At 68.8% G+C, this 22,710-nt stretch carries 23 protein-coding genes and 2 riboswitches; of the genes, 14 read left to right on the forward strand and 9 right to left on the reverse strand.

The window, feature by feature from the left end; translation table 11 throughout:
* Nucleotides 1-265 precede the first annotated feature (265 nt).
* Nucleotides 266-667: a hypothetical protein gene (locus ACWF7A_RS34230; protein ID WP_452254646.1), complete on the forward strand. Its 402-nt coding sequence runs from the start codon at nt 266-268 to the stop codon at nt 665-667.
* A 123-nt stretch (nt 668-790) separates the two neighbouring features.
* Here ACWF7A_RS34230 and ACWF7A_RS34235 read toward each other — a convergent pair whose 3' ends face one another.
* Entirely contained in the window at nt 791-1,141 is a 351-nt protein-coding gene (locus ACWF7A_RS34235) for a hypothetical protein (RefSeq protein ID WP_382439938.1), read from the reverse strand.
* A 62-nt stretch (nt 1,142-1,203) separates the two neighbouring features.
* Here ACWF7A_RS34235 and ACWF7A_RS34240 point away from each other — a divergent pair, with 62 nt between their 5' ends.
* Together ACWF7A_RS34240 and ACWF7A_RS34245 are read left to right on the forward strand one after the other, a co-directional pair.
* Nucleotides 1,204-1,752, forward strand: a complete 549-nt coding sequence (locus ACWF7A_RS34240) for a DM13 domain-containing protein (RefSeq protein WP_452254647.1) — start codon at nt 1,204-1,206, stop codon at nt 1,750-1,752.
* 214 nt (nt 1,753-1,966) lie between these two features.
* Entirely contained in the window at nt 1,967-2,917 is a 951-nt protein-coding gene (locus tag ACWF7A_RS34245) for an AraC family transcriptional regulator (protein ID WP_452254648.1), read from the forward strand.
* Here ACWF7A_RS34245 and ACWF7A_RS34250 read toward each other — a convergent pair.
* From ACWF7A_RS34250 to ACWF7A_RS34260, 3 genes are read right to left on the reverse strand one after another with little or no spacing between them, the layout of a single operon-like run.
* Complete coding sequence (locus ACWF7A_RS34250) at nt 2,914-4,941, reverse strand: 3-hydroxyacyl-CoA dehydrogenase NAD-binding domain-containing protein (RefSeq protein WP_452254649.1); 2,028 nt, start codon at nt 4,939-4,941, stop codon at nt 2,914-2,916. The genes ACWF7A_RS34245 and ACWF7A_RS34250 overlap by 4 nt on opposite strands.
* A gap of 3 nt (nt 4,942-4,944) precedes the next feature.
* Nucleotides 4,945-6,147 carry an acetyl-CoA C-acetyltransferase gene (locus ACWF7A_RS34255; RefSeq protein WP_452254650.1) on the reverse strand — a complete coding sequence of 401 codons (1,203 nt, stop codon included), beginning with the start codon at nt 6,145-6,147 and terminating at the stop codon, nt 4,945-4,947.
* Nucleotides 6,148-6,202: 55 nt separating this feature from the next.
* Nucleotides 6,203-6,637 carry a GNAT family N-acetyltransferase gene (locus tag ACWF7A_RS34260; RefSeq protein ID WP_452254651.1) on the reverse strand — a complete coding sequence of 145 codons (435 nt, stop codon included), beginning with the start codon at nt 6,635-6,637 and terminating at the stop codon, nt 6,203-6,205.
* A 106-nt stretch (nt 6,638-6,743) separates the two neighbouring features.
* Between ACWF7A_RS34260 and ACWF7A_RS34265 the strand changes: the two genes are divergently transcribed.
* The 8 genes from ACWF7A_RS34265 to glyA all read left to right on the forward strand — a co-directional run bounded on the left by ACWF7A_RS34265 (nt 6,744) and on the right by glyA (nt 13,728).
* A complete protein-coding gene (locus ACWF7A_RS34265) occupies nt 6,744-7,880 on the forward strand; it encodes an acyl-CoA dehydrogenase family protein (RefSeq protein ID WP_452254652.1) in 1,137 nt (378 codons plus the stop codon).
* Entirely contained in the window at nt 7,877-9,001 is a 1,125-nt protein-coding gene (locus tag ACWF7A_RS34270) for a CaiB/BaiF CoA transferase family protein (protein ID WP_452254653.1), read from the forward strand. Before ACWF7A_RS34265 ends, ACWF7A_RS34270 begins: the two co-directional genes overlap by 4 nt.
* Before the next feature lie 337 nt (nt 9,002-9,338).
* Nucleotides 9,339-9,518 carry a hypothetical protein gene (locus tag ACWF7A_RS34275; protein WP_030476968.1) on the forward strand — a complete coding sequence of 60 codons (180 nt, stop codon included), beginning with the start codon at nt 9,339-9,341 and terminating at the stop codon, nt 9,516-9,518.
* A 164-nt stretch (nt 9,519-9,682) separates the two neighbouring features.
* Nucleotides 9,683-10,174 (forward strand): transcriptional regulator, encoded by a 492-nt coding sequence (locus tag ACWF7A_RS34280; RefSeq protein ID WP_090012227.1) that lies wholly within the window; start codon nt 9,683-9,685, stop codon nt 10,172-10,174.
* A 167-nt stretch (nt 10,175-10,341) separates the two neighbouring features.
* Nucleotides 10,342-10,710, forward strand: coding sequence for a hypothetical protein (locus ACWF7A_RS34285; protein WP_452254654.1), 369 nt, complete (start codon nt 10,342-10,344; stop codon nt 10,708-10,710).
* A 14-nt stretch (nt 10,711-10,724) separates the two neighbouring features.
* The gene (locus ACWF7A_RS34290; RefSeq protein ID WP_266041676.1) at nt 10,725-11,027 is read left to right on the forward strand and encodes a DUF3817 domain-containing protein; all 303 of its coding nucleotides are present in this window, start codon (nt 10,725-10,727) and stop codon (nt 11,025-11,027) included.
* A 45-nt stretch (nt 11,028-11,072) separates the two neighbouring features.
* A riboswitch (glycine riboswitch) is annotated at nt 11,073-11,163 on the forward strand.
* A 1-nt stretch (nt 11,164) separates the two neighbouring features.
* A riboswitch (glycine riboswitch) is annotated at nt 11,165-11,255 on the forward strand.
* Between the two features lie 99 nt (nt 11,256-11,354).
* The gene (gene gcvT / locus ACWF7A_RS34295) at nt 11,355-12,449 is read left to right on the forward strand and encodes a glycine cleavage system aminomethyltransferase GcvT (protein ID WP_452254655.1); all 1,095 of its coding nucleotides are present in this window, start codon (nt 11,355-11,357) and stop codon (nt 12,447-12,449) included.
* Between the two features lie 13 nt (nt 12,450-12,462).
* Nucleotides 12,463-13,728, forward strand: coding sequence for a serine hydroxymethyltransferase (gene glyA / locus ACWF7A_RS34300; RefSeq protein WP_452254656.1), 1,266 nt, complete (start codon nt 12,463-12,465; stop codon nt 13,726-13,728).
* Nucleotides 13,729-13,893: 165 nt separating this feature from the next.
* Here glyA and ACWF7A_RS34305 read toward each other — a convergent pair whose 3' ends face one another.
* Nucleotides 13,894-14,565, reverse strand: a complete 672-nt coding sequence (locus tag ACWF7A_RS34305) for a COG4315 family predicted lipoprotein (RefSeq protein WP_452254657.1) — start codon at nt 14,563-14,565, stop codon at nt 13,894-13,896.
* Nucleotides 14,566-14,725: 160 nt separating this feature from the next.
* On the opposite strand from ACWF7A_RS34305, the gene ACWF7A_RS34310 reads away from it, so the two are divergent.
* From ACWF7A_RS34310 to ACWF7A_RS34320, 3 genes are all read left to right on the forward strand, one after another.
* On the forward strand, nt 14,726-15,952 hold the full coding sequence (locus tag ACWF7A_RS34310) for a class I SAM-dependent methyltransferase (RefSeq protein WP_452254720.1): 1,227 nt from the start codon (nt 14,726-14,728) through the stop codon (nt 15,950-15,952).
* Nucleotides 15,949-16,719, forward strand: a complete 771-nt coding sequence (locus ACWF7A_RS34315; RefSeq protein WP_452254658.1) for a DUF1295 domain-containing protein — start codon at nt 15,949-15,951, stop codon at nt 16,717-16,719. The genes ACWF7A_RS34310 and ACWF7A_RS34315 overlap by 4 nt, the downstream gene beginning before the upstream one ends.
* 152 nt (nt 16,720-16,871) lie before the next feature.
* Nucleotides 16,872-18,920, forward strand: a complete 2,049-nt coding sequence (locus ACWF7A_RS34320; protein ID WP_452254659.1) for a prolyl oligopeptidase family serine peptidase — start codon at nt 16,872-16,874, stop codon at nt 18,918-18,920.
* A gap of 52 nt (nt 18,921-18,972) precedes the next feature.
* Here ACWF7A_RS34320 and ACWF7A_RS34325 read toward each other — a convergent pair whose 3' ends face one another.
* The 4 genes from ACWF7A_RS34325 to ACWF7A_RS34340 all read right to left on the reverse strand — a co-directional run bounded on the left by ACWF7A_RS34325 (nt 18,973) and on the right by ACWF7A_RS34340 (nt 22,707).
* The gene (locus tag ACWF7A_RS34325; protein WP_452254721.1) at nt 18,973-19,788 is read right to left on the reverse strand and encodes a spermidine synthase; all 816 of its coding nucleotides are present in this window, start codon (nt 19,786-19,788) and stop codon (nt 18,973-18,975) included.
* A 29-nt stretch (nt 19,789-19,817) separates the two neighbouring features.
* Nucleotides 19,818-20,213 (reverse strand): adenosylmethionine decarboxylase, encoded by a 396-nt coding sequence (gene speD, locus ACWF7A_RS34330; RefSeq protein ID WP_452254660.1) that lies wholly within the window; start codon nt 20,211-20,213, stop codon nt 19,818-19,820.
* A gap of 34 nt (nt 20,214-20,247) precedes the next feature.
* Nucleotides 20,248-21,414 (reverse strand): type III PLP-dependent enzyme, encoded by a 1,167-nt coding sequence (locus tag ACWF7A_RS34335; protein ID WP_452254661.1) that lies wholly within the window; start codon nt 21,412-21,414, stop codon nt 20,248-20,250.
* Between the two features lie 108 nt (nt 21,415-21,522).
* On the reverse strand, nt 21,523-22,707 hold the full coding sequence (locus ACWF7A_RS34340) for a metallophosphoesterase (protein ID WP_452254662.1): 1,185 nt from the start codon (nt 22,705-22,707) through the stop codon (nt 21,523-21,525).
* Between the last annotated feature and the right edge of the window lie 3 nt (nt 22,708-22,710).

The raw sequence follows: 22,710 nt of genomic DNA on the forward strand, positions 1-22,710 counted from the left end.
GGGCCTGGTTTTTGTTTAAAAGCCCCCGGCCCCCTGGCTGGGTGGGGTTAAAACCCGACGAAAAGCGTGTCGAGTTGACACCCCCACCTGCATGCAGCAAGAGCTGTGGCGCGACTCGTGATGGGACCCCACCGCCCAGCTCTTATGGAAAGACGGCTCGCCTTCGGCATCGCTTGAAGCTGCTCGCCTTCGGCATCGCTTGAGTGCGGCTCGCCTTCGGTATCGCGTGCGATCCGGTGTCCCGTTTGGCCTGCCCTGGCGCTAGTTGCCCAGGTTCTTGCAGGTTGGCGGGGGCAGTGGGTTCAGCGGGCTGCACGGCCAGCCTGAGGACGATGGCGGTGGCGTCGTCGTTTCCGCCGGTGGGGGTGGCGGCTGGGCCGGGTTCGTCGCCGCCGGGGGTGGGGTCGTGGTCTTTTGTGGCTGCTGCGTGCTCGGGGGCGAGCTGCTGGAGCTCGGCGGCGCGCTGCTGTTCGCGGTCGAGCTCTCCGTTGAGCTCGACCGGGTGCTGGGGGTGGAGCTGATCCAGGTGGATGCGGGTGTTCTGCTCAACGGGTCTTCGCCCGCCGCTCCGTGGATCGCCATGCCTACCAGCACACCGAGCAACGCTGACCCGAGCACGGCGGAACCACCTGCGGCCCACAGTGCACGCACAGCAGTCCTCCTCTGAATGCTCACGGTGTGAAGTCGGGCGATCACGCTCTTCGGCAGATTACCGGCTGGGCCGGTCGCAGGAGAACGCTCACCTGGATGCCTTATCGGCTCCTTGATGGCCCCGGTTGAGTGATCGCTGTCACTGAACTGTGATGCGGGCGAGTACCAAACTGGCCCCTGAAAGGCCTGCCACCAGCACGGTTCCGGTCAGATGCCACGTCGGAGCGTCACCCGAGCAGGTGAACACCTCGGTGAAGCGTTCCGTGGAGCACGTGACGAACGGGACCGAGGAGAGGGCTATGGAAGCCGCTGCTACGCCGCCCAGTAGAGCTGAGCCGAACGTGCGCATGAGGGGGAACGCGGCGTTGACCGTGCCTACTGCTGCGATGGCGAACAGGAGTGGGACCGGTCTGGGGAAGAGGCCCGTCAGCGCGCAGCCGACCATCAGGACGCCGAGCACGGCCTGGCCGATCCTCGCCTGTGTCGCCACGGCTGAGCACCCTAACAACTCCGTAAGCTCTTTTCGGTCCGGTTTGGGCCAGTATTTTCGGTATGCGCCTTCGTCGATTCCTGATTCCCGTCTCAGTTTTCCTGGTCGTCGCGCTCGGGGTCGGGTTGTACCTGTTCCAGCCGTGGAGGCTGCTCACGGTTCGCGAAACTCATGAGGCGTTGCTTGTGCCGACCACGTCCGTGACGGCTCCTGTCTCGACCTCTGCCTCGACCTCTGCTTCGACCTCTGTCGAGGCGCCCGTCGAAACGGCGAAGGAGGTCGCGATGGGGCAGTGGCGCTCCCTTGAGCACGCGACGACGGGTAAGGCGAGCCTTGTTCGGTTGCCGGGTGGCGCGCATTCGGTCCAATTCGCCGGCTTGGACACCAGCGATGGCCCTGACCTGTACGTTTACCTGTCCCCGCACGCGTCCAGCTCGTCCGAGAAGACCTTTGGGCAGGGATTCACGAGTTTGGGCAAGCTGAAGGGAAACCGTGGCGATCAGGTGTACGACATTCCCGCCGGGGTCGATGTGTCCGCCATTCGGAGTGTCGTCATCTGGTGCCAGAGGTTCAGTGCGGGCTTCGCCGTAGCGCCACTGGAACAAGCATGAAACATCAAGAACCGGCAGTTTTCTTTCGCTGTTGACTTTCCTGGTCTAGACCACATAGCGTTAACGTCAACGCACACGACATCGTCCCTTGCCGGCGGGCGTGCGGAAGCCCCGTTGGCGAGGAGTACGGCTCACTGGTGGGCCCACTGCGGCGGTGACGCGGCTCCAACTCTCCCCGGAGCCGCGTCACCGCCGGTGGCGTTTACTGTGGGCTGTGCACACCAGGACCGTGGCGATCCATTACGTGCGTGCGGCGCTCCGCGCGTGCCCGGAGCCGTCTGTCGTCCTGCTCGGTGCGGGCATTCCCCCGAGTCTTCTCGCGGACGACCGTGCGCGCGTCACGCCCGCTCAGTACACGAAGTTCATCCAGACGCTCTGGGAAGTCCTCGACGACGAGTTCATGGGCTTCGGGCCGAAACCGTCCAAGCGCGGCACGTTCGCGATGATGTGCCTTCTCGCCGTGCACTGCCCAGATCTTGAAGCGGCGCTCAAGAGAGGGCTGGCGTTCTACGCGCTCTTCGATGAGCCGCTGGAGCTCTCTCTCGACGGTGGCCGCTTCACGCTCCACATTCCCGGCGACCCGGACCACTTCCTGACCGAGTCACTGCTCGTGCTGTGGCACCGCTTGTCGTCGTGGCTCATCGGCCGCCGCATCCCCTTGCAGCAAGCCGAGTTCGGGTATCCGGAACCCCCGCACGCCGCCGAGTACCACCTGATCTTCGGCTGCCCGCTGCGGTTCGGGGCGAGCGCCACCACGATCGCGTTCGACCCGAAGTTCCTGCGGATGCCGGTGGTGCAGGACGAGGCGGCGCTGAAGCGGTTCCTGCGGCACTCGCCGGCGGAGCTGTTGTCGCGCCGGGACCACGGCGCGGACACGGCGGGGCACGTGCGGCGGCTGCTCGGGCGCGGGGTCACCGGGCTGGAGGCCGTGGCGGCCCAGCTCGGGGTGTCGGCGCCGACGTTGCGGCGCAGGCTCGCGGGGGAGGGCACGTCGTTCCGCGAGGTGCGCGAGCAGCTGCTGCGCGACCAGGCGGTGGCCTCACTCGTGCGGGGCGGGGAGTCGGTGGAGGAGTTGGCGCTGCGCCTCGGGTTCTCCGAGGCGAGCGCCTTCCACCGGGCCTTCAAGCGGTGGACCGGGTCCTCACCCGGCTCCTACCGCGCCTAGAACTTGTCGCGCTCCCGCAGCGAGGCCGGGGGACGGAACCGCTCCCCGTACGTGTCGGCGAGGTAGTCCGCGCGCTCCACGAACGCCTGCACGCCGTAGGAGTTGATGAACTGCAGAGTGCCGCCGCTCCACGGCGCGAACCCGAACCCGAAGATCGAGCCGATGTTCGCGTCCGCCACCGACGTCAGCACGCCCTCGTCCAGGCACCGCACCGTTTCCAGCGACTGCACGAACAGCAGCCGGTCCCGCACGTCCTGCTCGGACACGCCCGCGTCGGCCTTCGCGTACCGGGTCGTGAGCTCGGGCCACAGGAACTTCCTGCCGCCGTCGGGGTACTCGTAGAAGCCCGCGCCGGTCGACTTCCCGCTGCGCCCCAGCGAGACCAGCTCGCGGATGAGGTCGTAGGCCGGGCTCTCCGACACGAGCGACGGGTCGTCGGCGAGCGTCTGGTCGTGGATCTTCAGCTGCAACGACAGCGTCACCTCGTCCGACACCGCCAGCGGGCCGACCGCCATGCCGGACTTCTTCGCGACGTTCTCGATCAACGCCGGCGCCACGCCCTCGGCCAGCATCGTGATCGCCTCGATCACGTACGTGCCGAACGTCCGCGAGGTGTAGAAGCCGCGCGAGTCGTTGACGACGATCGGCGTCTTCCCGATCTGCCGCACGTAGTCCAGCGCGCGTTGCAACGTCTCCTCGGACGTCTTCTCGCCGCGGATGATCTCCACGAGCCGCATCTTCGGCACGGGCGAGAAGAAGTGCAGGCCGATGAACCGCTCCGGCGCCGTCACCGCCGACGCGAGGCCGGTGATCGGCAGCGTCGAGGTGTTGGACGCGATCACCGCGTCCGGCAACGCCTTCGCCTCCGCCGCGGGCAGGACCTTGTTCTTCAGCTCGCGGTTCTCGAACACGGCCTCGATGATCAGGTCGCAGCCCGCGAGGTCGTCGTCCGAGTCGGTCGGCGTGATGCCTTCCAGGCCCTGAGCGCCCTTCTGGGCGCCTTCGAGGCTGACGTCCTTCAGGACCACCTCGATGCCCGCCTTCGCGGACACCTCGGCGATTCCGGCGCCCATCATGCCCGCGCCCAGCACGCCGAGCTTCGCCACGCGCTTGCCCGTGGCGGACGCGCGGCCGTTGACCTCGTTGAGGTTGAACCAGAACGCGGTGATCATGTTCTTGGAGACCTGGCCGGAGGCCAGCTCCACGAAGTAGCGGCCCTCGATCCGCAGTGCGGTGTCGAAGTCGACGTAGGCGCCCTCGACGGCCGTCGCCATGATCTTCTCCGGCGCCGGGTAGACGCCGTGCGACTTCTTGCTCAGCACGGCCGGAGCCGCCGCCAGGAGCCCGTAGCTGTTGGGGTCGCCGAACTTCAGGTCCGGCACGCCGGCACCCTGCACGTCCCAGGGCTGCGACGGCGCCGGGTTCGCCGCGATCCACGCGCGGGCCTCGGAGATCAGCTCCTCGCGCGTCTCCACGACCTGGTGCACGATCCCGGCCTGCAGCGCGCGTTCCGGACGCAGCTGCTTGCCCTCCATGAGCAACGGCAACGCCTTCTGCACGCCGAGCAACCGCACCATGCGCGTGACGCCACCGCCGCCGGGCAGCAGGCCCAGCGTCGCCTCGGGCAGGCCGACGCGGATGCCGTTGTCGTTCAGGACGATCCGGCGGTGCGAGGCCAGCGCGATCTCGAACCCGCCACCGAGCGCGGTGCCGTTGATCGCCGCCACGACCGGCTTGCCGAGCTTCTCCAGGCGCCGCAGCTGGGACTTGAGCTCCTCGACGCCTTCCAGCGCCTGCGAGGCGTTCTCCGGCGTGATCGCGATCAGCACGTTGAGGTCGCCACCGGCGAAGAACGTCTTCTTGGCGGACGTGATGATCACGCCCGTGATGTCGTCGGCCTCGAGCTTGGAGACCGCGTCGCCCATCAGCTCGCGGTACTCGTCGTTCATGACGTTGGCGGAGCCGGACATGTCCATCGTCAGGGTGACGACGCCGTCCGCGTCCTTGTCGTAGTGGAACGGCATGCCTCAGACCCTCTCGATGATCGTCGCGATACCCATGCCGCCGCCCACGCACAACGTGGCGAGGCCCCGGCGCAGGTCCCGGCGCTCCAGCTCGTCGAGCAGCGTGCCGAGGATCATGCAGCCCGTGGCGCCCAGCGGGTGGCCCAGCGCGATCGCGCCGCCGTTGACGTTGACCTTGTCCTCGGGGATGTCCATGTCCCGCAGGAACTTCAGCACGACCGACGAGAACGCCTCGTTGACCTCGAACAGGTCGATGTCCTCGACCGAGAGCCCGGCCTTGTCCAGGGCCTTGCGCGCGGACGGCGCGGGCCCGGTGAGCATGATCGTCGGCTCGGTGCCCACGACGGCGACGGAGACGATCCGGGCGCGGGGCGTGAGGCTGAGGGACTGGCCGGCGGCGGCGGAGCCGATCAGCATCGCCGCGGCGCCGTCGACGATCTGCGACGAGTTGCCCGGCGTGTGCACGTGGGAGATGCGCTCGACGGTCGGGTAGCGGTCGATGGCGACGGTGTCGTAGCCGAGGTCGCCGTGGAACTGGAAGCTCGGCTTGAGCCTTCCGAGGGACTCCACGGTGGACTCGGGACGGATCGTCTCGTCCTCCTTGAGCACCACCGTGCCGTTCTGGTCGACGACCGGCACGACGGACCGCTCGAACCAGCCGTTCTTCTGCGCCTCGAACGCGCGGGCGTGCGACCGGGCGGCCCACGCGTCGACGTCCGTGCGGGAGAAGCCCTCCAGCGTCGCGATCAGGTCGGCCGACACGCCCTGCGGCACGAACGAGAGGTCGAAGTTCGTCTGCGGGTCGATCGCCCACGCGCCGCCGTCCGAGCCCATCGGCACGCGCGACATCGACTCGACGCCCCCCGCGACCACCAGGTCCTCGAACCCGGACGCGACCTTGGCCGCGGCGAGGTTCACCGACTCGAGGCCTGACGCGCAGAACCGGTTGAGCTGCACCCCGGCGGGACGCTGGTCCCACCCGGCGGCCAGCACCGCGGTCCGGGCGATGTCGCCGCCCTGCTCGCCGATCGGGGACACGACGCCGAGCACGACGTCGTCCACCGCGGAGGTGTCGAGGGAGTTGCGTTCGGACAGCGCGCGCAGCACACCGGCGGCCAGCTCGACGGGCTTGACGCTGTGCAGCGACCCCCGCTTCCCCTTGCCGCGCGGCGTGCGCACCGCGTCGAAGATCAAGGCTTCGCTCATGGCACCACGCTAGGCCCGCGTGCGGGAGCTGGCCATGACCGTGAAGGGTGACCGATTAGCTCACGTGGAACTCCATGTGCTCCGGCTCGTCGGAGTCAACGAACCCAAGACGCTTGTAGAGCCGCCGGGCCGGTTCGTTGTCGTCGTACACGCGCAGCCGCACGACCTTCCAGCCTCCCTCGGCGGCCTTCGTCAGCACGGCGCCGACCAGCGCCTCCCCGACGCCGCGCCCGCGGTGCGAGGACCGCACCCACATCGAGTACAGCTCCAGGCCACTCGGCTTGGAGGCCGCCCCGACCAGCCCGGCGGGTTCCGGGACGAGCGCCACGAACTTCAGCCCGTGCTCGACGGACTCCCGCCAGTCGTCCTCGGTGAACGCCTGCTCGCGGACCAGCGTCGAGCCGAACCCGTCGGGGTCGCTGGCCAGCGCTTCCAGGCGGACGTCGCGCCACAGCGCCCAGTCGTCCGGCATAACCTGGTGGATCTGCATACCGAGCAGTCTGGCCGAACGGGGTGGGAATTTCGCTCAGTTTTCTCCGGGTCTGCAGGCGCGGCGGTCATGGCGTGGACCACCGCCCGGTGGTTTCGTGGACCGCATGGCTGAGCGTCGATCGCGGTGGATGGACAGCGACCTGGACCAGTTGCGCCAGCTCGCGCGCACGTTCTTCGAGAAGGAGGTCACGCCGAACGTCGAACGCTTCGCCGAGCAGAAGCAGGTCGACCGGGAGCTGTGGACCAAGGCCGGCGAGCTCGGGCTGCTGTGCCTGAGCATCCCGGAGGAGTACGGCGGCGGGGGCGGCACGTTCGCGCACGAGGCCGTGTTGCTGGAGGAGCAGGCGCGAGCCGGCGACAGCGCGTGGGGCAACAGCGTCCACAGCGGCATCGTGGCCCACTACATCAACTCCTACGGCTCCGAGGAGCAGAAGCGGCGCTGGCTGCCGAAGCTCGCGTCCGGCGAGCTCGTCGGCGCGATCGCGATGACCGAACCCGGCGCGGGCTCCGACCTGCAGGGCATCCGGACGAAGGCGATCAGGGACGGCGACGAGTACGTCATCAACGGCTCGAAGACGTTCATCACGAACGGCGTGCACGCCGAGCTGGTGATCGTCGTGGCCAAGACCGACCCGGCGCAGGGCGCCACCGGCATCTCGCTGCTGGTCGTGGAGAACGACATCCGGCGCGGTCGCGTGCTCGACAAGGTCGGCATGAAGGGCCAGGACACCGCCGAGCTGTTCTTCGACGACGTCCGCGTGCCCGCCGCGAACCTCCTCGGCGGGCAGGAGGGCCTCGGGTTCGTCCAGCTCATGCAGCAGCTGCCGCAGGAACGCCTGATCATCGGCGTCTGCTGCATCGCGGGCATCGAGGCGGCCACCGAGCTGACGCTGAAGTACGTGAAGGAGCGCACGGCGTTCGGCAAGGAGCTGATCAAGTTCCAGAACACCCGCTTCAAGCTCGCCGAGTGCGCCACCGAGGCAGCCGTGACCAGGGCGTTCATCGACGAGTGCATCGAGAAGCACCTGCGCGGCGAGCTGGACGTCCCGACCGCGGCGATGGCGAAGTGGTGGGCCAGCGACCGGCTGAGCAAAGTCGTCGACGAGTGCGTGCAGCTCTTCGGCGGCTACGGCTACATGAACGAGTACCCGATCGCGCGCGCCTGGTCCGACGCCCGCGTGCAGCGGATCTACGGCGGGACGAACGAGATCATGAAGGAAATCATCGCGAGGTCCCTGTGACGGGGCCGCTGGCAGGACTCCGCGTCGTCGAGCTCGCCGGGCTCGCGCCCGCGCCGTTCGGCTGCATGGTGCTCGCCGACCTGGGCGCCGACGTGGTCCAGGTGCACAAGCCGGGGAGCCGCTCGACCGTCCCCGGCGACTTCCTGGGCCGCAACCGGCGCTCGATCGCCATCGACACCCGCAAGCCCGAGGGCGCCGAGTTGGTGCTGCAACTCGTCGAACGCTCGGACGTGCTGATCGAGGGCTTCCGGCCGGGCGTCACCGAACGGCTGGGCATCGGCCCGGCGCAGTGCCTCGCCCGCAACCCGCGCCTCGTGTACGGACGCATGACCGGCTGGGGCCAGGACGGGCCCCTGTCCGACCGCGCGGGCCACGACATCAACTACATCGCCGTCGCGGGGGCGCTGGAGCCCCTCGGACGCGCCGGCGGGCCGCCGTCGTTCCCGATCAACCTGCTCGGCGACTTCGGCGGGGGAGGGCTGCTGCTGGCCCTCGGCGTGCTCGCCGCGCTGTATGAAAGGGAACGCTCCGGACGGGGCCAGGTCGTCGACGCGGCCATGGTCGACGGGGCTGCGTTGCTGACGACGTTCCTGCACGGGATGCGGTCCGCGGGCATGTGGTCCGGTGGCCGGGGCGAGAACATGCTCGACGGCGGAGTGCCGTTCTACGACGTCTACGAGGCCGCGGACGGCAGGTACGTGGCCATCGGCGCGCTGGAGGAGAAGTTCTACGCCGACCTGGTCCGCGTGCTGGGGCTGGAGGACGCTCCGTCGCGCAACGACCCGGCGAACTGGCCTGAGCTGCGGGAACGCATCGCGGCGGCGGTGAAGACCCGGCCGCGCGACGAGTGGGCGGACCTCGCGGAGGGCACGGACGCGTGCCTGGCGCCGGTGCTGACCCCGGCCGAGGCGGCGGTTCACCCGTACAACGCGGCGCGCAACTCGTTCGTGGACGTGTCCGGTTCGCCGCATCCGGCTCCGGCGCCCCGCTTCGACCGCACCCCGGCGGGTGTTCCCACGGCTCCGGTTTCGACCGGGACGAACACCGGGGAAGTGCTTGCCGACATGGGTGTGGCGGAGGCTCGAATTATGGAACTGCGTCGGTCTGGAGTAATTGGATGAATGTTCGGGTGCGCATTAATAGCGCCACGAAGGCGTGACGGTGCGTGATGGGGGACGTTCGGCATCCGGGTGAGGCCCGGTGCAACAGTCTCTCTTCCAAGCTGTGGGATGCGAGGGAGTCCGTGTTCACCTCGTGCCCAGGACATCGGCGCTGTTGACGCCCCTCTTTAGCCGCCATTCGGGTGACGTTGGGCGCCGTGCAGGCGTGTGCCGCTGGCGGAACCCCGGGACGGTTTGGCGTGGTCGTTGTTCATCGGCCGGGTGAATGAGGGACCATGTCGGGTGACACGGGCGGCCGGCCGCCCGACCGGTGAACCACACGGACGGAGAGGTACCTGTGAACCTCAAGAAGGTGCTAGTGCTGGCGGGCGTCGCGCTGGTGCTGTTCCTCCTGATCACCCAGCCCGAGCAGTCCGCTTCGGCGGTCCAGCAGGTTCTCGGCTGGCTGCGTCAGGGGGCGGAGTCGATCATCACCTTCATCAGGAGCCTCTTCGGGACGGCCACCCCGCTCAGCTAGTGACGGACGGTGATCCTCGGCCATCTGCGTTGAGCCGGATGGGTGGAAAGCGGCCAATCACGCACTGGTAACGGGTGTTCTGGCGATTCAGGGTCTGGCGATTGTCAGACCTACCGAATACCTTCCGCTGCAATGGCCGATCCCCGACCGACGAGGAGGCACATATGGTCGAGGACTCCGGGGTCCACGAGCTGTTGCAGCAGTGGGCGGCTGAACGGTCTGATGACGCAGAGATGCAGGAGGTGAACCGGATCAAGAACGCGTGGCTCGCGGAGGCTCCCCCCTCGGCGCCTGGCATCCCCGTCCAGCGGGGCGGCAGGAGCGGGTCGCGTGGCTTGGTCAAGGTCGACTCGGCGGATCCGGCCTACGTGGCCGCGATGCGCAAGCGGGCGCCGGAGGCACCCGAGGCACTGCTCGCCGCCGCGGCGAGCTACTGGCAGCTGGTGGGCGACGTCGCCGAGGCCGAGCAGTGGTGGGACGCGGGCATCAGCCCGTTGGACCAGCGCGCGCTCGACTACCGCGCGGCCGGCCTGTCCCCTGCCGACCTCGGGAGGCGCCTGGGACCGATGACGGTTCTCCAGCACCTTCGTCGTGGCTCCGCCGCGGCCTGGTGTGTTGCTCGTCTGCAGAGGCAGCGCCGGGACGGCGTGGCGTAGTGGACCGGGGCTCCGCGATTGGGGCCCCCATGTTCGCGGACTGCGCTCACCCCGATCGTTCCGCGTGTTCTGTGGGGGCCGAGCCCCCACGCCCCAGCCGGGGGCAAGCCCCCGGACCCCCACGGGGTGGCCTCCGTCAGGAGGCCTCACCCAAGTAGTCTGAGGTCGTGCGCGGCCTCCTTACTCCCCAACGTGTGCTGATCGCGTTCGCCTGTCTGGCGGCGTTGATCGTCTGTTGCGGGCTCGCCTGGTGGCAGTGGCAGCGCTTCGAGTCCGCCAGCGGCACGTTCCAGAACCTCGGGTACGTGCTCCAGTGGCCGCTCTTCGGCCTCTTCCCCCTTTTCATGGTGTGGCGGTTCCGCCGGCTGGCACGTCAGCGGCGTGACGAGGATCCGGTTGCACCTGCTCCCAGGCCGGAAAGTACGGTTGTCGCCGTCAAACCCGCGCCTGTCGAGCACCTCGACGATGACGAAGACGCGGAGCTCGCGGCCTACAACCGCATGCTCGCGGACCTCAACGCGCGGGACGGTCGTTGAGCGAAGGCGGGCAGATGAAGGGTGCGTTGACCCGGTTCAGGGTCATGGCTTACGTGGTCGGAGTCTTCCTGCTGCTCCTGGTCGTGGCGATGGTGCTCAAGTACGCCGCGGACATGGGTGGCGCGATGAAGGTCGTCGGCCCGATCCACGGCTTCCTCTACGCCATCTACCTGGTGATTTCCGTCGACCTGGCGCTCAAGCTGCGCTGGTCGATCAAGGGCACCCTGCTGGTCCTGATCGCCGGCACGATCCCGTTCCTGTCCTTCTGGGCGGAGCGCAAGGTGGTCGAGAAGACCGCGCAGGGCGTGCCGTTGTGACGTTTGGCCTGCTAGCGTCTGGGGCTACCAACTGAACACGGCCGTCGATGTCGCGCGGGAGAGTCCCCTTCAGCGGGGACACCGTAGGAGCAACTCCTCCCCGGAATCTCTCAGGTACAGGTACCGCACGACGAAGGCAACTCTGGAAAGCAGGCTGCTCGGCAGCCTCGCCCACGGTGCAAGTCACGCTCTGCGTGGCGAAGCTCTCAGGCTCATGACAGAGGGGGAGGCTCGCTCTAGTGAGGAGTCTCCGATGGACCGTGTCATTCTTCTGATGCCTCAGCCGGCCGCGTCCGGTCCTTTGGCGCACCCTGGAGGAGCGTTCTGATGTCCCGCCTCACGCCTCTGAACGCCGAGCACGAGCAGCTCGGCGCGATGTTCACCGACTTCGCGGGCTGGCGGATGCCGCTGCGCTACTCGTCCGAGCTCGCGGAGCACCACGCGGTGCGCCAGACCGCGGGCCTCTTCGACCTCACGCACATGGGTGAGATCGTCCTGACCGGCCCGCAGGCGGGGGAGGCCCTCGACTTCGCGCTCGTCGGCCACATCTCGGCGCTGGCCGTCGGCAAGGCGCGCTACACGATGATCACGCAGGCCGACGGCGGCGTGATCGACGACCTGATCGTGTACCGCCTGGGCGACCAGGAGTTCATGGTCGTCGCGAACGCCTCCAACGCTTCAGTGGTGGCTGAAGCACTGGTCGAGCGCGCCGCCGGCTTCGACACCGTCGTCGCGGACAAGTCGACGGACTACGCCCTGATCGCGATCCAGGGCCCCAAGTCCGTCGAGATCCTGTCCGGCCTGACCGAGACGGACCTGGCGTCGGTCAAGTACTACGCCTCGTACCCGTCCACGGTGGCCGGTGTCGACGCCCTGCTGGCACGCACCGGCTACACCGGCGAGGAGGGCTTCGAGCTGTTCGTCGCGCCCGCCGACGCGCCGGCCGTCTGGGCGGCGCTGCTGACCGCGGGCGAGACGCACGAGCTCAAGCCGTGCGGTCTCGGCTGCCGCGACACGCTGCGCCTCGAAGCCGGGATGCCCTTGTACGGCAACGAGCTCACCACGTCGCTGACGCCGTACAACGCGAACCTGGGCCGCGTCGTGAAGCTCGACAAGCCGGGCGACTTCGTGGGCCGTGACGCGCTGACCAAGGTCGCCGAGTCCGGTGTGGACTCGGTCCTGGTCGGGCTGAAGACCCCCGAGCGCCGTGCCCCGCGCCACGGGTACGCGGTGCTGAACGGCGACGAGGTCGTGGGCGAGGTGACGTCGGGCGCGCTGTCCCCGACCCTCGGCTACTCCGTCGCCATGGCCTACGTGACGAAGGCCAGTGCCGAGCCGGGCACCCAGTTGCTGGTGGACGTCCGCGGCAAGAAGCAGCCGGTCGAGGTCGTCGCACTTCCGTTCTACAAGCGCGCCAAGTAGGGAGATCTTCCAGATGTCCGACCAGTTCAACGCTTCCCTCGCGGAGTACGACCCCGAGGTGGCCGAGGCCGTTGCGGCCGAGCTGGCTCGCCAGCAGGGCACGCTCGAGATGATCGCCTCGGAGAACTTCACGCCCGTCTCGGTGCTGCAGGCGCAGGGCTCGGTGCTGACGAACAAGTACGCCGAGGGCTACCCCGGCCGCCGCTACTACGGCGGGTGCGAGCACGTGGACGTCGTCGAGCGCCTCGCCATCGAGCGCATCAAGTCGCTCTTCGGCGCCGGCTTCGCGAACGTCCAGCCGCACTCGGGCGCGCAGGCCAACGCGGCCGCGATGTTCGCGCTGCTCCAGCCCGGCGACACGATCCTCGGCCTGGACCTCGCGCACGGCGGCCACCTGACGCACGGCATGCGGATCAACTTCTCCGGCAAGCTCTACAACGTCGTGCCGTACCACGTCGCGGACTCCGACGGCCGCGTCGACATGGCCGAGGTCGAGCGCCTGGCGACCGAGCACCGCCCGAAGCTGATCGTCGCGGGCTGGTCCGCCTACCCGCGTCAGCTGGACTTCGCCGAGTTCCGCCGCATCGCGGACTCGGTCGAGGCCTACCTGATGGTCGACATGGCGCACTTCGCCGGCCTCGTCGCCGCCGACCTGCACCCGTCGCCCGTGCCGCACGCGCACGTCACGACGACCACGACCCACAAGACCCTCGGCGGTCCCCGTGGCGGCGTGATCCTGTCGAACGACGCCGACATCGCCAAGAAGATCAACTCGGCGGTGTTCCCCGGCCAGCAGGGCGGCCCGCTGGAGCACGTCATCGCGGCCAAGGCCGTGGCGTTCAAGCACGCCGCCTCGCCGGAGTTCGCGGACCGCCAGCGCCGCACCCTCGAAGGCTCGCGGATCCTCGCCGAGCGCCTGTCGCAGGCGGACGTCGCGGCCGCGGGCGTGAAGGTGCTGACCGGCGGCACGGACGTGCACCTGGTCCTCGTCGACCTGGTGAGCTCCGAGCTCGACGGCAAGCAGGCCGAGGACGTGCTGCACCAGATCGGCATCACGGTCAACCGCAACGCCGTCCCCAACGACCCGCGTCCGCCGATGGTGACGTCCGGTCTGCGGATCGGCACGCCGGCGCTCGCGACCCGCGGGTTCGGCGAGGTCGACTTCACCGAGGTCGCCGACGTGATCGCGGAGGCCCTCAAGCCGAACGCGGCGATCGACGAGCTGCGCGCGCGTGTCGAGGTGCTGGCGGCGAAGCACCCGCTGTACTCGACTCTCTGAGCCGAACCGCGAAGGGGCGCCACCGGAGAACGGTGGCGCCCCTTCGCGTTCTGCGAACCCTGGAGCGAAACGACGGGAACCCCGGCCCCTTCCCCAGGGCCGGGGTTTCACCGTGTCAGGGTGATGTGTGTCTCAGATGGACCGTCCTAACGGGACGCTGTGGGGTTACGCAGCCGGAGCCGTCACACCAGGCGGGAGGCACTCGACGTTGCGCTTGCCGTTGGGCTGGATCACGAACCACGTGTTGCCGATGCCCTGGCCGGCCCACTTGCCCGGCGCCGGGTCCTTCGAATAGGTGTAGAGAGGCCAGCCGTCGATGGCGACCTGCTTCTTGCCGTCAGCGCGGGTGATCAGCGAGACCAGCTTCGAGTCGACGCCTTCCAGCTGCGGAACCGTGTCCGAGAACAGCGGCGGCCACGTCACCGCGCACTGGTCGTTGCAGTTGGACTTGCCTTCCGGCTTCGGAACGTCCTTGTCGAAGCGGTACAGGGTGCGGCCATCGCCGTCCTGGACGACCTGGCCCATCTTGTCCACGCTCTTGCCGACCAGCCTCAAGGTGCTGACCGGTGCTGCTGCGGGGGGCTGCGCCGCCGGGGGCTGCGCGACCGGGGTCTCCGGGGCCTGCTGCTGCACGGGGGCTTCGGGGGCCTGCGCGGGTTCCTGGAGTACCGGGGGCTGACCCACGTCGCCGTAGTCACCGAGGACGCCCAGGTCGGTTTCGGTTTGTGCCACCGGCTTGGAGTTCGTGCCACTGCCCGTGGCGCTCCAGACACCCAGACCCAGCACAACTGCGAGTCCCGCGGCGAGCCCGATGGCAATGCGGTTACGTCGGATCACACTCATGTCCTCCTTGTCCATCCGTTCGCTCTATCGAGGCCATACGGCCGGGGTTGCGTCTCGGTTCAGAAACGAACCGAACCTCTTGCTGTCTCGAACGTCTGGCGGAGCCGGGTAACGCAGGAGGTGCAGGGTGGTCGTCGCTGGTCAGCTGGCGGGAATGGCCGAACGGGTGCTGGGTGCGCCCTTGCCGATCGGATTTCGGGCTTGGGACGGAAGCGTCGCCGGGCCGCAGGACGGCACGGTGCTCGTGATCCGGTCGCGCGACGCGTTGCGGCGGCTCGTGTGGAGTCCGAACGAGCTGGGGCTCGCGCGCGCGTACGTGAGCGGGGAGCTCGACGTGGAGGGTGACCTCGCGACCGGTCTCTCCCAGATCTGGGGTCTCGTGCGGCGTGGTGTCACGCGGCGGCCCAAGCTCACGGAGGTCGCGAAACTCGCAGTGCAACTGAAAGTGCTGGGACCCAATCCGGACGCGCCGAAGGAGGAAGCACGGCTGCGGGGCGCGCTGCACACCAAGAGCCGCGACCGGGACGCCATTTCGCACCACTACGACCTGAGCAACGACTTCTACCGGCTCGTGCTCGACCCGAGCATGGCCTACTCGTGCGCGTACTTCACGTCCGAGGACGAACCGCTCGCGCAGGCGCAGCACAACAAGCTCGACCTCGTCTGCCGCAAGCTCGGCCTCCAGCCCGGCATGCGCCTGCTCGACGTCGGCTGCGGGTGGGGCTCGATGATCATCCACGCCGCGAAGCACTACGGCGTGCACGCGACGGGCGTGACGATCTCCGCCCAGCAGCGCGCGCACATCCTCACCCGCATCGAGGCCGAGGGCCTGACGGGTCGCGTCGAGGTGCGCCTGCAGGACTACCGCGAGGTGCGCGACGAGCCGTTCGACGCGATCTCGACCATCGAGATGGGTGAGCACGTCGGCGAGAGCAACTACCCGGAGTACGCCGCGACGCTGCACCGGCTGCTCAAGCCCGAGGGACGCCTGCTGCTGCAGCAGATGTCGCGCGGCCGCAACGCACCGGGCGGTGGCGCGTTCATCGAGTCGTACGTGGCGCCGGACATGCACATGCGCCCGGTCAGCGCCACGACGGGCTTCCTCGAAGGAGCCGGCCTGGAGATCCGTGACGTGCACGCGCTGCGCGAGCACTACGTTTGGACCGTGCGCGCCTGGGCCGAGACCCTGGAGGAGCGCTGGGACGACGTCGTCGCGTTGGTCGGCGAGGGCCAGGCACGGGTCTGGCGCCTCTACCTCGCGGGCGGCGCGCTGACGTTCGAGGAGGGCCGGATGGGCGTGGACCAGATCTTGGCGGTGCGGCGCAGCGAGAACGGTCGCAGCGGCATGCCGCGCGTGCGCCGTGAGCTGGTGGCCCGATGAGCTTCCTGATCAGCCTGGTGGTCGTGCTGGCGCTGCTGAGCCTGCTGTTCCTGTACGCGGACTCCCGCAAGCGCTACGACCTGATCGACTCCGTGTGGGGCCCGGGCTTCGCCGTGATCGCCGTCGTCACGCTGCTGTTCGCGGACGGCGAACCAACTCGCCAGTGGGTGGTCACGGCTCTGACCGTGGTGTGGGGCGTACGCCTGGGCGTGCACATCCACTCGCGCAACCGGGGCAAGGACGAGGACCCGCGGTACCAGGACATCCTGAGGCGTGCCAAGGGAAACCCGCGCCTGCGCATGTACCGCGTCTACCTCCTGCAGGCCGTTCTGATGTGGATCGTCTCGCTGCCCGTCCAGGCCGCGCAGCATCTTTCGGCCCCGTTCGGAGTGGTAGATTGGCTGGGCACTGGCGTGTGGTTGGTCGGCTTCACCTTCGAGGCCGTGGGTGACTGGCAGCTCTCCCGGTTCCGTGCGGACCCGGCGAACAAGGGCGCCGTGATGGACCGCGGGTTGTGGCGCTACACGAGGCACCCGAACTACTTCGGCGACTCCGTCGTGTGGTGGGGCCTGTACCTGTTCGCGCTGCACACGTGGCTGGGCGCGCTCACGATCGTCGGCCCGGTGGTCATGACGTGGCTGCTCGCCAAGGGCAGCGGCAAACCGTTGCTGGAGAAGGACATCGTGTCGCGCCGTCCCGGGTACGCCGAGTACGTGCGGCGGACCAGCGGGTTCTTCCCGCTGCCGCCGAAGAGCCGGGTGGGGTAGCGGCGAGGGTTCGGGCGGTGCGCGAACGCTTGCGCCCCGCCCGCGCGCTCGCGGTGAGACCCACTCGCGCGGTGGTCCGTTCGGACTGAATCGTGCGAGGAAGCGCACGTCACAGCGCCCGTGCCGCACGCGTGCGCGGGTTAGTGTTGGGCGTGGGCAACGACATCTCCTTCCCGCGCCAACAGGCGCGCACCCAGCGGTTCACCGTCGGCGCACCGAGGACCTTCGCGGTGTCGTCGGACGGCGCACGCGTCTTCTTCCTCCGCCCGGCCACGGCCACGAGCCGTGCGAACGGGCTCTGGGAGCTGAACACCTCCACCGGCGCCGAACGGCTGCTCGCCGACCCGGCGACGCTGCTGTCCGATCCGGAGGACCTGCCGGCCGAGGAGAAGGCGCGCCGCGAGCGCACCCGCGAGTCCGGTGCGGGCATCGTCGGGTACGCGCTGTCCCGCGACGCGTCGGTGGCCTCGTTCGCGCTGTCCGGCCGGCTGTTCGTGGCCGACCTGACGTCGGGTGACGTCCGTGAGCTGCCCACCCGTGGCGGTGTCATCGACCCGCGGGTCGACCCGACGGGGCGTCGCGTGGCCTACGTCACGCGCGGGGCGTTGCGGGTGGTCGAGCTGTCGTCCGGTGAGGACTACGAGGTCGCCGCCCCGGACGGCGAGGACGTGACGTTCGGGCTGGCCGAGTTCATCGCGGCCGAGGAGATGTCGCGCTACCGCGGCTACTGGTGGGAGCCGGACGGCACCCGCCTCATCGCCGCGCGCGTGAACAACGCGCCGGTGCAGCGCTGGTACATCGCCGACCCGGCGAACCCCGGCACGGCCGCCACCGAGATCGCCTACCCGGCGGCCGGCACGGCCAACGCCGGCGTGTCGCTGCACGTGGTGTCGCTGGACGGCACCTTCGTCCCGGTGCTGCTCGAGTTCGACTACCTCAACGACGTGCACTGGTCGTCCGGCGGTGCCCCGCTGATCACGACGCAGACCCGCGACCAGCGCACCCGTCGCGTCTACACGCTGTCCCCGGACACCGGCGCCGTCACCGAGCTCGCGGTCGAGACCGACCCGGCGTGGCTCGAGGTCAGCGACGGCGCTCCGGCGTGGACTCCCGACGGCCGGCTCGTGCGGATCGTCGGCCAGGGGGACGAGTACGCGCTCCAGGTGGGCGACGACGTCCTCACCCGCGGCCTGCAGGTGCGCCGGGTGCTCGACATCGCCGACGACTCGATCCTGGTGGCCGCCTCCGCCGACGACCCGACGCAGACGCACGTCTACTCGGTCGGCGCGAGCGTCGAACGGTTGTCCTCTGAGGACGGTGTGCACTCCGCTGTTCGGGGAGGTGACACGGTTGTACTCGTATCGGCCACTTTGGACTGGTTCGGCGCGAAGGTACGGGTCGGTGAGCACGTCATCGAGTCGTGGGCGGACACGCCGGTCCTGACCGCGTCGCCGCGCATGCTGACGCTCGGCGAGCGCTCCATCCGCGCCGCCCTCCTGCTGCCCACCGGGCACGTCCCCGGCACGAAGCTCCCGGTGCTGATGGACCCGTACGGCGGCCCGCACGCCCAGCGCGTCGTGTCGGCCCAGAACGCGTTCCTGGCCTCGCAGTGGCTGGCGGACCAGGGTTTCGCGGTCCTCGTCGCCGACGGCCGCGGTACCCCGGGGCGGGGCCTCGCCTGGGAACGCGCCATCGCGTACGACTTCGCCGGCGCCACGCTCGAGGACCAGGTGGACGTCCTGGAGGCGGCCGCGGCGATCGAGCCCGACCTGGACCTCACCCGCGTCGCGATCCGCGGCTGGTCCTACGGCGGCTACCTCTCCGCGCTGGCGGTCCTGCGCCGTCCCGACGTCTTCCACGCGGGCATCGCGGGCGCCCCGGTGACCGACTGGCGCCTCTACGACACCCACTACACCGAGCGCTACCTCGGCCACCCGGACGACAGGCCCGAGGTCTACGAGTCGAACTCGCTCATCGCCGACGCGGACAAGCTCTCCCGCCCGTTGATGATCATTCACGGCCTGGCCGACGACAACGTGGTGGCCGCGCACACGTTGCGCCTGTCCAACGCGCTGCTCGCCGCGGGCCGTCCGCACACCGTGCTGCCGCTCTCGGGCGTCACGCACATGACCCCGCAGGAACAGGTCGCGGAGAACCTGCTGCTCCTGCAGGTCGACTTCCTCAAGCAGTCGCTGAGCTGACGAGAAAGGGGCGCTTCCCGAAGCTTCGGGAAGCGCCCCTTTCACAGTCGAACTAGGCCAGCGACTGCCGTACCCGGTACGGCGGGATGCTGTTGCCCACCAGCGCCAGGTCGTCGATCGACTCCGGCTCGTACCCGGCCGTCTTGAGCCGCTCGACCATCAGCGCGGTCGGGTCCTCGACGACGTCCGCGCGGCCGAACAGGTACGCCCACTCGTGCTCGTCCGAGCCGTAGTACGCGACGGTGTCGAACACCTCGTTGAACCGCTGCCAGGAGCGGATCAGCGTGGTGTTGCGCCACATCGTCTGGCAACCGGACTGGTTGACGACGACGCCGCCGGGACGCAGCAGGGCCTTGCACATGCGCAGGAAGTCCGCGCCGTACAGGCGGTTGTGCTGCGCCTCCTCCTCGCGCTCGTCGGGCAGGTCCACCAGCACGATGTCGTACTTCTCCGACGTCGTGCGGATGTACTCGAACCCGTCGATGTACTGCACGCGGATCGGGCCGTCGCCCTTCTCCGCGGCGGCCAGCTCCTCCACCGAGTACCCGTAGGGCAGGTGCTCGGCGCACAGCTTCACGGCCTGCTCGTCGATGTCGATGTGGTCGACGACGGTCGCACCGTGCTCGACGGCCATCTGGCACACGACACCCTCGGAGGAGCCGATGACCAGCACGCGCTCGACGGTGTCGGCCAGCAGCAGCGCCGGCACCATCAGGGCCTCGTGGTAGGTCAGCTGGCTGAACTCCGTCGACTGGCGGTCGTTGTCGCAGAACAGCGACACGCCCTGGGCCGTACGGGCGATCACCAGGTGCTGGAAGTCGGTCTTGGTGTCGACCAGCACCTCGTCCACCTGCCAGTGGCGGGTCATGCCCTCGGCGAGCGGCTCGTTGATCGTGTTCACGCGACATGCTCCTTGACGCCACGAGTGACGAGATCCGTGCTCACGTGAGCAGCGCCCAGGGCGTCAGCGAGTAGCTGGACGGCCAACGCGGGTTTCGCACGTGTACCGCAGGTGAAGACGTCGACGAACACCGAACCCACTTCGGGATAGGTATGGATCGACGCATGGGATTCCGACAGCAGAGCCAGCACGGTGACTCCTTGGGGATCGAACTTCTTGGAGATCACCTCCAGCACGGTTGCGTCGGCCTGCGTGAGAACCTCACCAAGGGCGTGCTTCAGGAACTGCTCGTCATCGAGCAGATCGGCACTCACACCCGAGAGCTCTGCAAGTACGTGCTGTCCCGCGAACAAACCGACGGTGTCCTCGGTCTGACAGGGCGCTTCGGACATCAATCACTCCAAACTATGTGATGTGCAAACGGTCTTAGATGCAGTACGTGGCCAACGGCGGGAAGCCGTTGAAGCACACGGACGAATAGGAGGAGGTGTAGGCGCCGGCGTGGAGGATGTCCACGTGGTCGCCCGCCTGCAGGTCGAGCGGCAGGTCGTAGCGGGTGTGCTGGTAGATCACGTCGTCCGCGTCGCAGGTCGGGCCCGCCAGCACGATCGGGCCCACCGGGCCGCCGTCGCGCGAGGTCCTCAGCGCGTACGCGATCGCCTCGCCCTCGGTCTCGGCGAGGCCCTGGTAGCGGCCGATGTCGACGTACACCCAGCGGCGTTCGTCCGAATAGGACTTCCGCGACACCAGCACGACGGAGGAGCGGATCATCCCGGCCTCGGCGGAGACCGCCCGGCCCGGTTCGATCATGACCCTCGGGCGCGCCGCGCCGAAGTGCCGTGCGAGGGAGGCCTCGATGGCGGCGCCGAAGGCCTCCAGTGACGGCGTGGACTCCTGGTACACGGCCGGAAGCCCGCCGCCCAGGTTCACCGTCGTCGTCTCGACGCCCTCGGCGCGCAGCTTCGCGGCGATCAGGGCCGCGTCGGAGATACCGGAGTCCCAGCCCTCGACGGAGAGTTGCTGCGAGCCCGCGTGGAACGCGACACCGAGAGGAACGAGCCCCAGTTCGCGTGCCAGCCGCAAGAGATCCGTCGCCATCTCCGGATCGCAACCGAACTTGTTGCCGAACGGGTACGTGGAACCCTTGCTGTGGACAAGAATCCGCAGCAGCACGGACGAGCCGGGCGCGTGGGAAGCGACGAACCGGACGTCCTGCTCGCTGTCGGACACGAACATCCGCACGCCACGCGAGTACGCGTAGGCGATGTCGGCGGCCTTCTTGATGGGGTTGCTGTAGGAGATCGACGACGGCTCGGCGCCGCGCGCCAGGCACAGGTCGATCTCCGCGGGGGACGCCACGTCGAAGTGCGCACCCTCCGCGACCAGCGCGCCGACCACGTCGGGCTCCGGGTTCGACTTCACCGCGTAGAAGATGTCGATGGACGGCAGTGCCGCGCGAATCGCCTGGTAGCGCGCGCGAATCGTCTCGAGGTCGATCACCAGACATGGTGTCGACGGGTTCTCCTGGTCCAGGAAACGCCGAATACGAGCCTCTGCCTCGTTGCGCCGATCAACGGCGAAGCTCTCGGTCATTTCCCCAGGGGTCCCCCTTCATCCGCCTCGCGTTCCGTACGCGGGCACGGCCGTCCACTCTACGGCCTGGACACCGCAAGTGCGCAAGCCAGTCCAGGCGAGTGTGATTTACCCAGCAGAACGCAGCTCGATCATCGTGATGTCCGGGGGCGCGCCGACGCGCACCGGCGGACCCCAGAAACCCGCGCCACGACTGGTGTAGAGCCAGGTGTCGTCCACCTTCGACAACCCGGCCGTGCTGGGTTGCTGCAGCGGTACAAGGAAGTTGAACGGTGCCATCTGTCCACCGTGTGTATGACCGGACAACTGCAGATCGACGCCGCGTGAAGACGCGTCGCCCACCTGCACGGGCTGGTGTGACAGCAGGACTACGGGGTTGTTGCGGTCACGTCCCGAGAGCGCGCGGTCGAAGTCCGGTCCGTCGCCGTACGACTTGCCGGTGACGTCGTTCACGCCCACGACCTCGATGCCGCCGGCGACCGTCAAACCCTCGTTGCGCAACGGGTTCACGCCGAGCCGGTCGAGCTCCGCGATCCACTGCTCGTGACCGGAGAAGTACTCGTGGTTGCCCGTCACGAAGAAGCTGCCCTGCTTGGACACCAGGTCCTTCAGCGGCGCCGCTGCCTCACCCAGTTCGGCGACAGTGCCGTCGACCAGGTCACCGACGATCGCGACGAGGTCGGCCTCCTGCTCGTTGATCATCCGCACGATCCGCTCGGTGTGCGAACGCCCGAGCAGGGGGCCGAGGTGGATGTCGCTCACGACCGCGATCCGGAAGCCCGACAACGACGGCCGCAGCTTGTCGAGCGTCACCGGTACGCGCAGCAGCTGCGGGTCGCCCAGCGCCTGCGTCATGCCGTACCCGACGACACCACCGGCGGCGATACCGGAACCGATCGCCACCGACCGCGAGATGAACAGCCGCCGCGACGGGTCCGGCACGATCTCCACGGGCTCGGCGGGCGCGGGGCCGGCGGCGACGGGCACCGGCGCGAGCGAGGCACGCCTGAGCAGGATCCGGCGCGGCACCTCGGCGACGCCGAGGGCGATCGCCAGGTAGAAGAGCACGGCGAGCCAGATGAACCCCGGCCAGGCGAAGAACTTCCCGTACTCCGGCGGCACCCTGCGCGTGACGACCAGCGCGCTCATCAGCATCACGAACAGGCCGACGACCGCCACGGTGCCGATGCGGCGCCCGAGCGTGCGGGGGAGCGTCGTGTCCACGACCAATCGCCGCCACAGGTACAAATGGCCCAGCGCGACGGGGACGCCGAGGAGCAAAAGGAAAATCACGAC

Source organism: Lentzea sp. NPDC055074 (assembly GCF_053608005.1).

Bases quoted from the DNA above. Each gene is read 5' to 3' on its own strand.
- ACWF7A_RS34255 (WP_452254650.1), bottom strand. From the start codon at position 6,147: ATGAGCGAAGCCTTGATCTTCGACGCGGTGCGCACGCCGCGCGGCAAG.
- ACWF7A_RS34265 (WP_452254652.1), top strand. From the start codon at position 6,744: ATGGCTGAGCGTCGATCGCGGTGGATGGACAGCGACCTGGACCAGTTG.
- glyA (WP_452254656.1), top strand. From the start codon at position 12,463: ATGTCCGACCAGTTCAACGCTTCCCTCGCGGAGTACGACCCCGAGGTG.
- ACWF7A_RS34250 (WP_452254649.1), bottom strand. From the start codon at position 4,941: ATGCCGTTCCACTACGACAAGGACGCGGACGGCGTCGTCACCCTGACG.
- ACWF7A_RS34240 (WP_452254647.1), top strand. From the start codon at position 1,204: ATGCGCCTTCGTCGATTCCTGATTCCCGTCTCAGTTTTCCTGGTCGTC.
- ACWF7A_RS34325 (WP_452254721.1), bottom strand. From the start codon at position 19,788: ATGACCCGCCACTGGCAGGTGGACGAGGTGCTGGTCGACACCAAGACC.
- speD (WP_452254660.1), bottom strand. From the start codon at position 20,213: ATGTCCGAAGCGCCCTGTCAGACCGAGGACACCGTCGGTTTGTTCGCG.
- ACWF7A_RS34315 (WP_452254658.1), top strand. From the start codon at position 15,949: ATGAGCTTCCTGATCAGCCTGGTGGTCGTGCTGGCGCTGCTGAGCCTG.
- gcvT (WP_452254655.1), top strand. From the start codon at position 11,355: ATGTCCCGCCTCACGCCTCTGAACGCCGAGCACGAGCAGCTCGGCGCG.
- ACWF7A_RS34280 (WP_090012227.1), top strand. From the start codon at position 9,683: ATGGTCGAGGACTCCGGGGTCCACGAGCTGTTGCAGCAGTGGGCGGCT.
- ACWF7A_RS34260 (WP_452254651.1), bottom strand. From the start codon at position 6,637: ATGCAGATCCACCAGGTTATGCCGGACGACTGGGCGCTGTGGCGCGAC.
- ACWF7A_RS34335 (WP_452254661.1), bottom strand. From the start codon at position 21,414: ATGACCGAGAGCTTCGCCGTTGATCGGCGCAACGAGGCAGAGGCTCGT.
- ACWF7A_RS34290 (WP_266041676.1), top strand. From the start codon at position 10,725: ATGAAGGGTGCGTTGACCCGGTTCAGGGTCATGGCTTACGTGGTCGGA.
- ACWF7A_RS34310 (WP_452254720.1), top strand. From the start codon at position 14,726: ATGGCCGAACGGGTGCTGGGTGCGCCCTTGCCGATCGGATTTCGGGCT.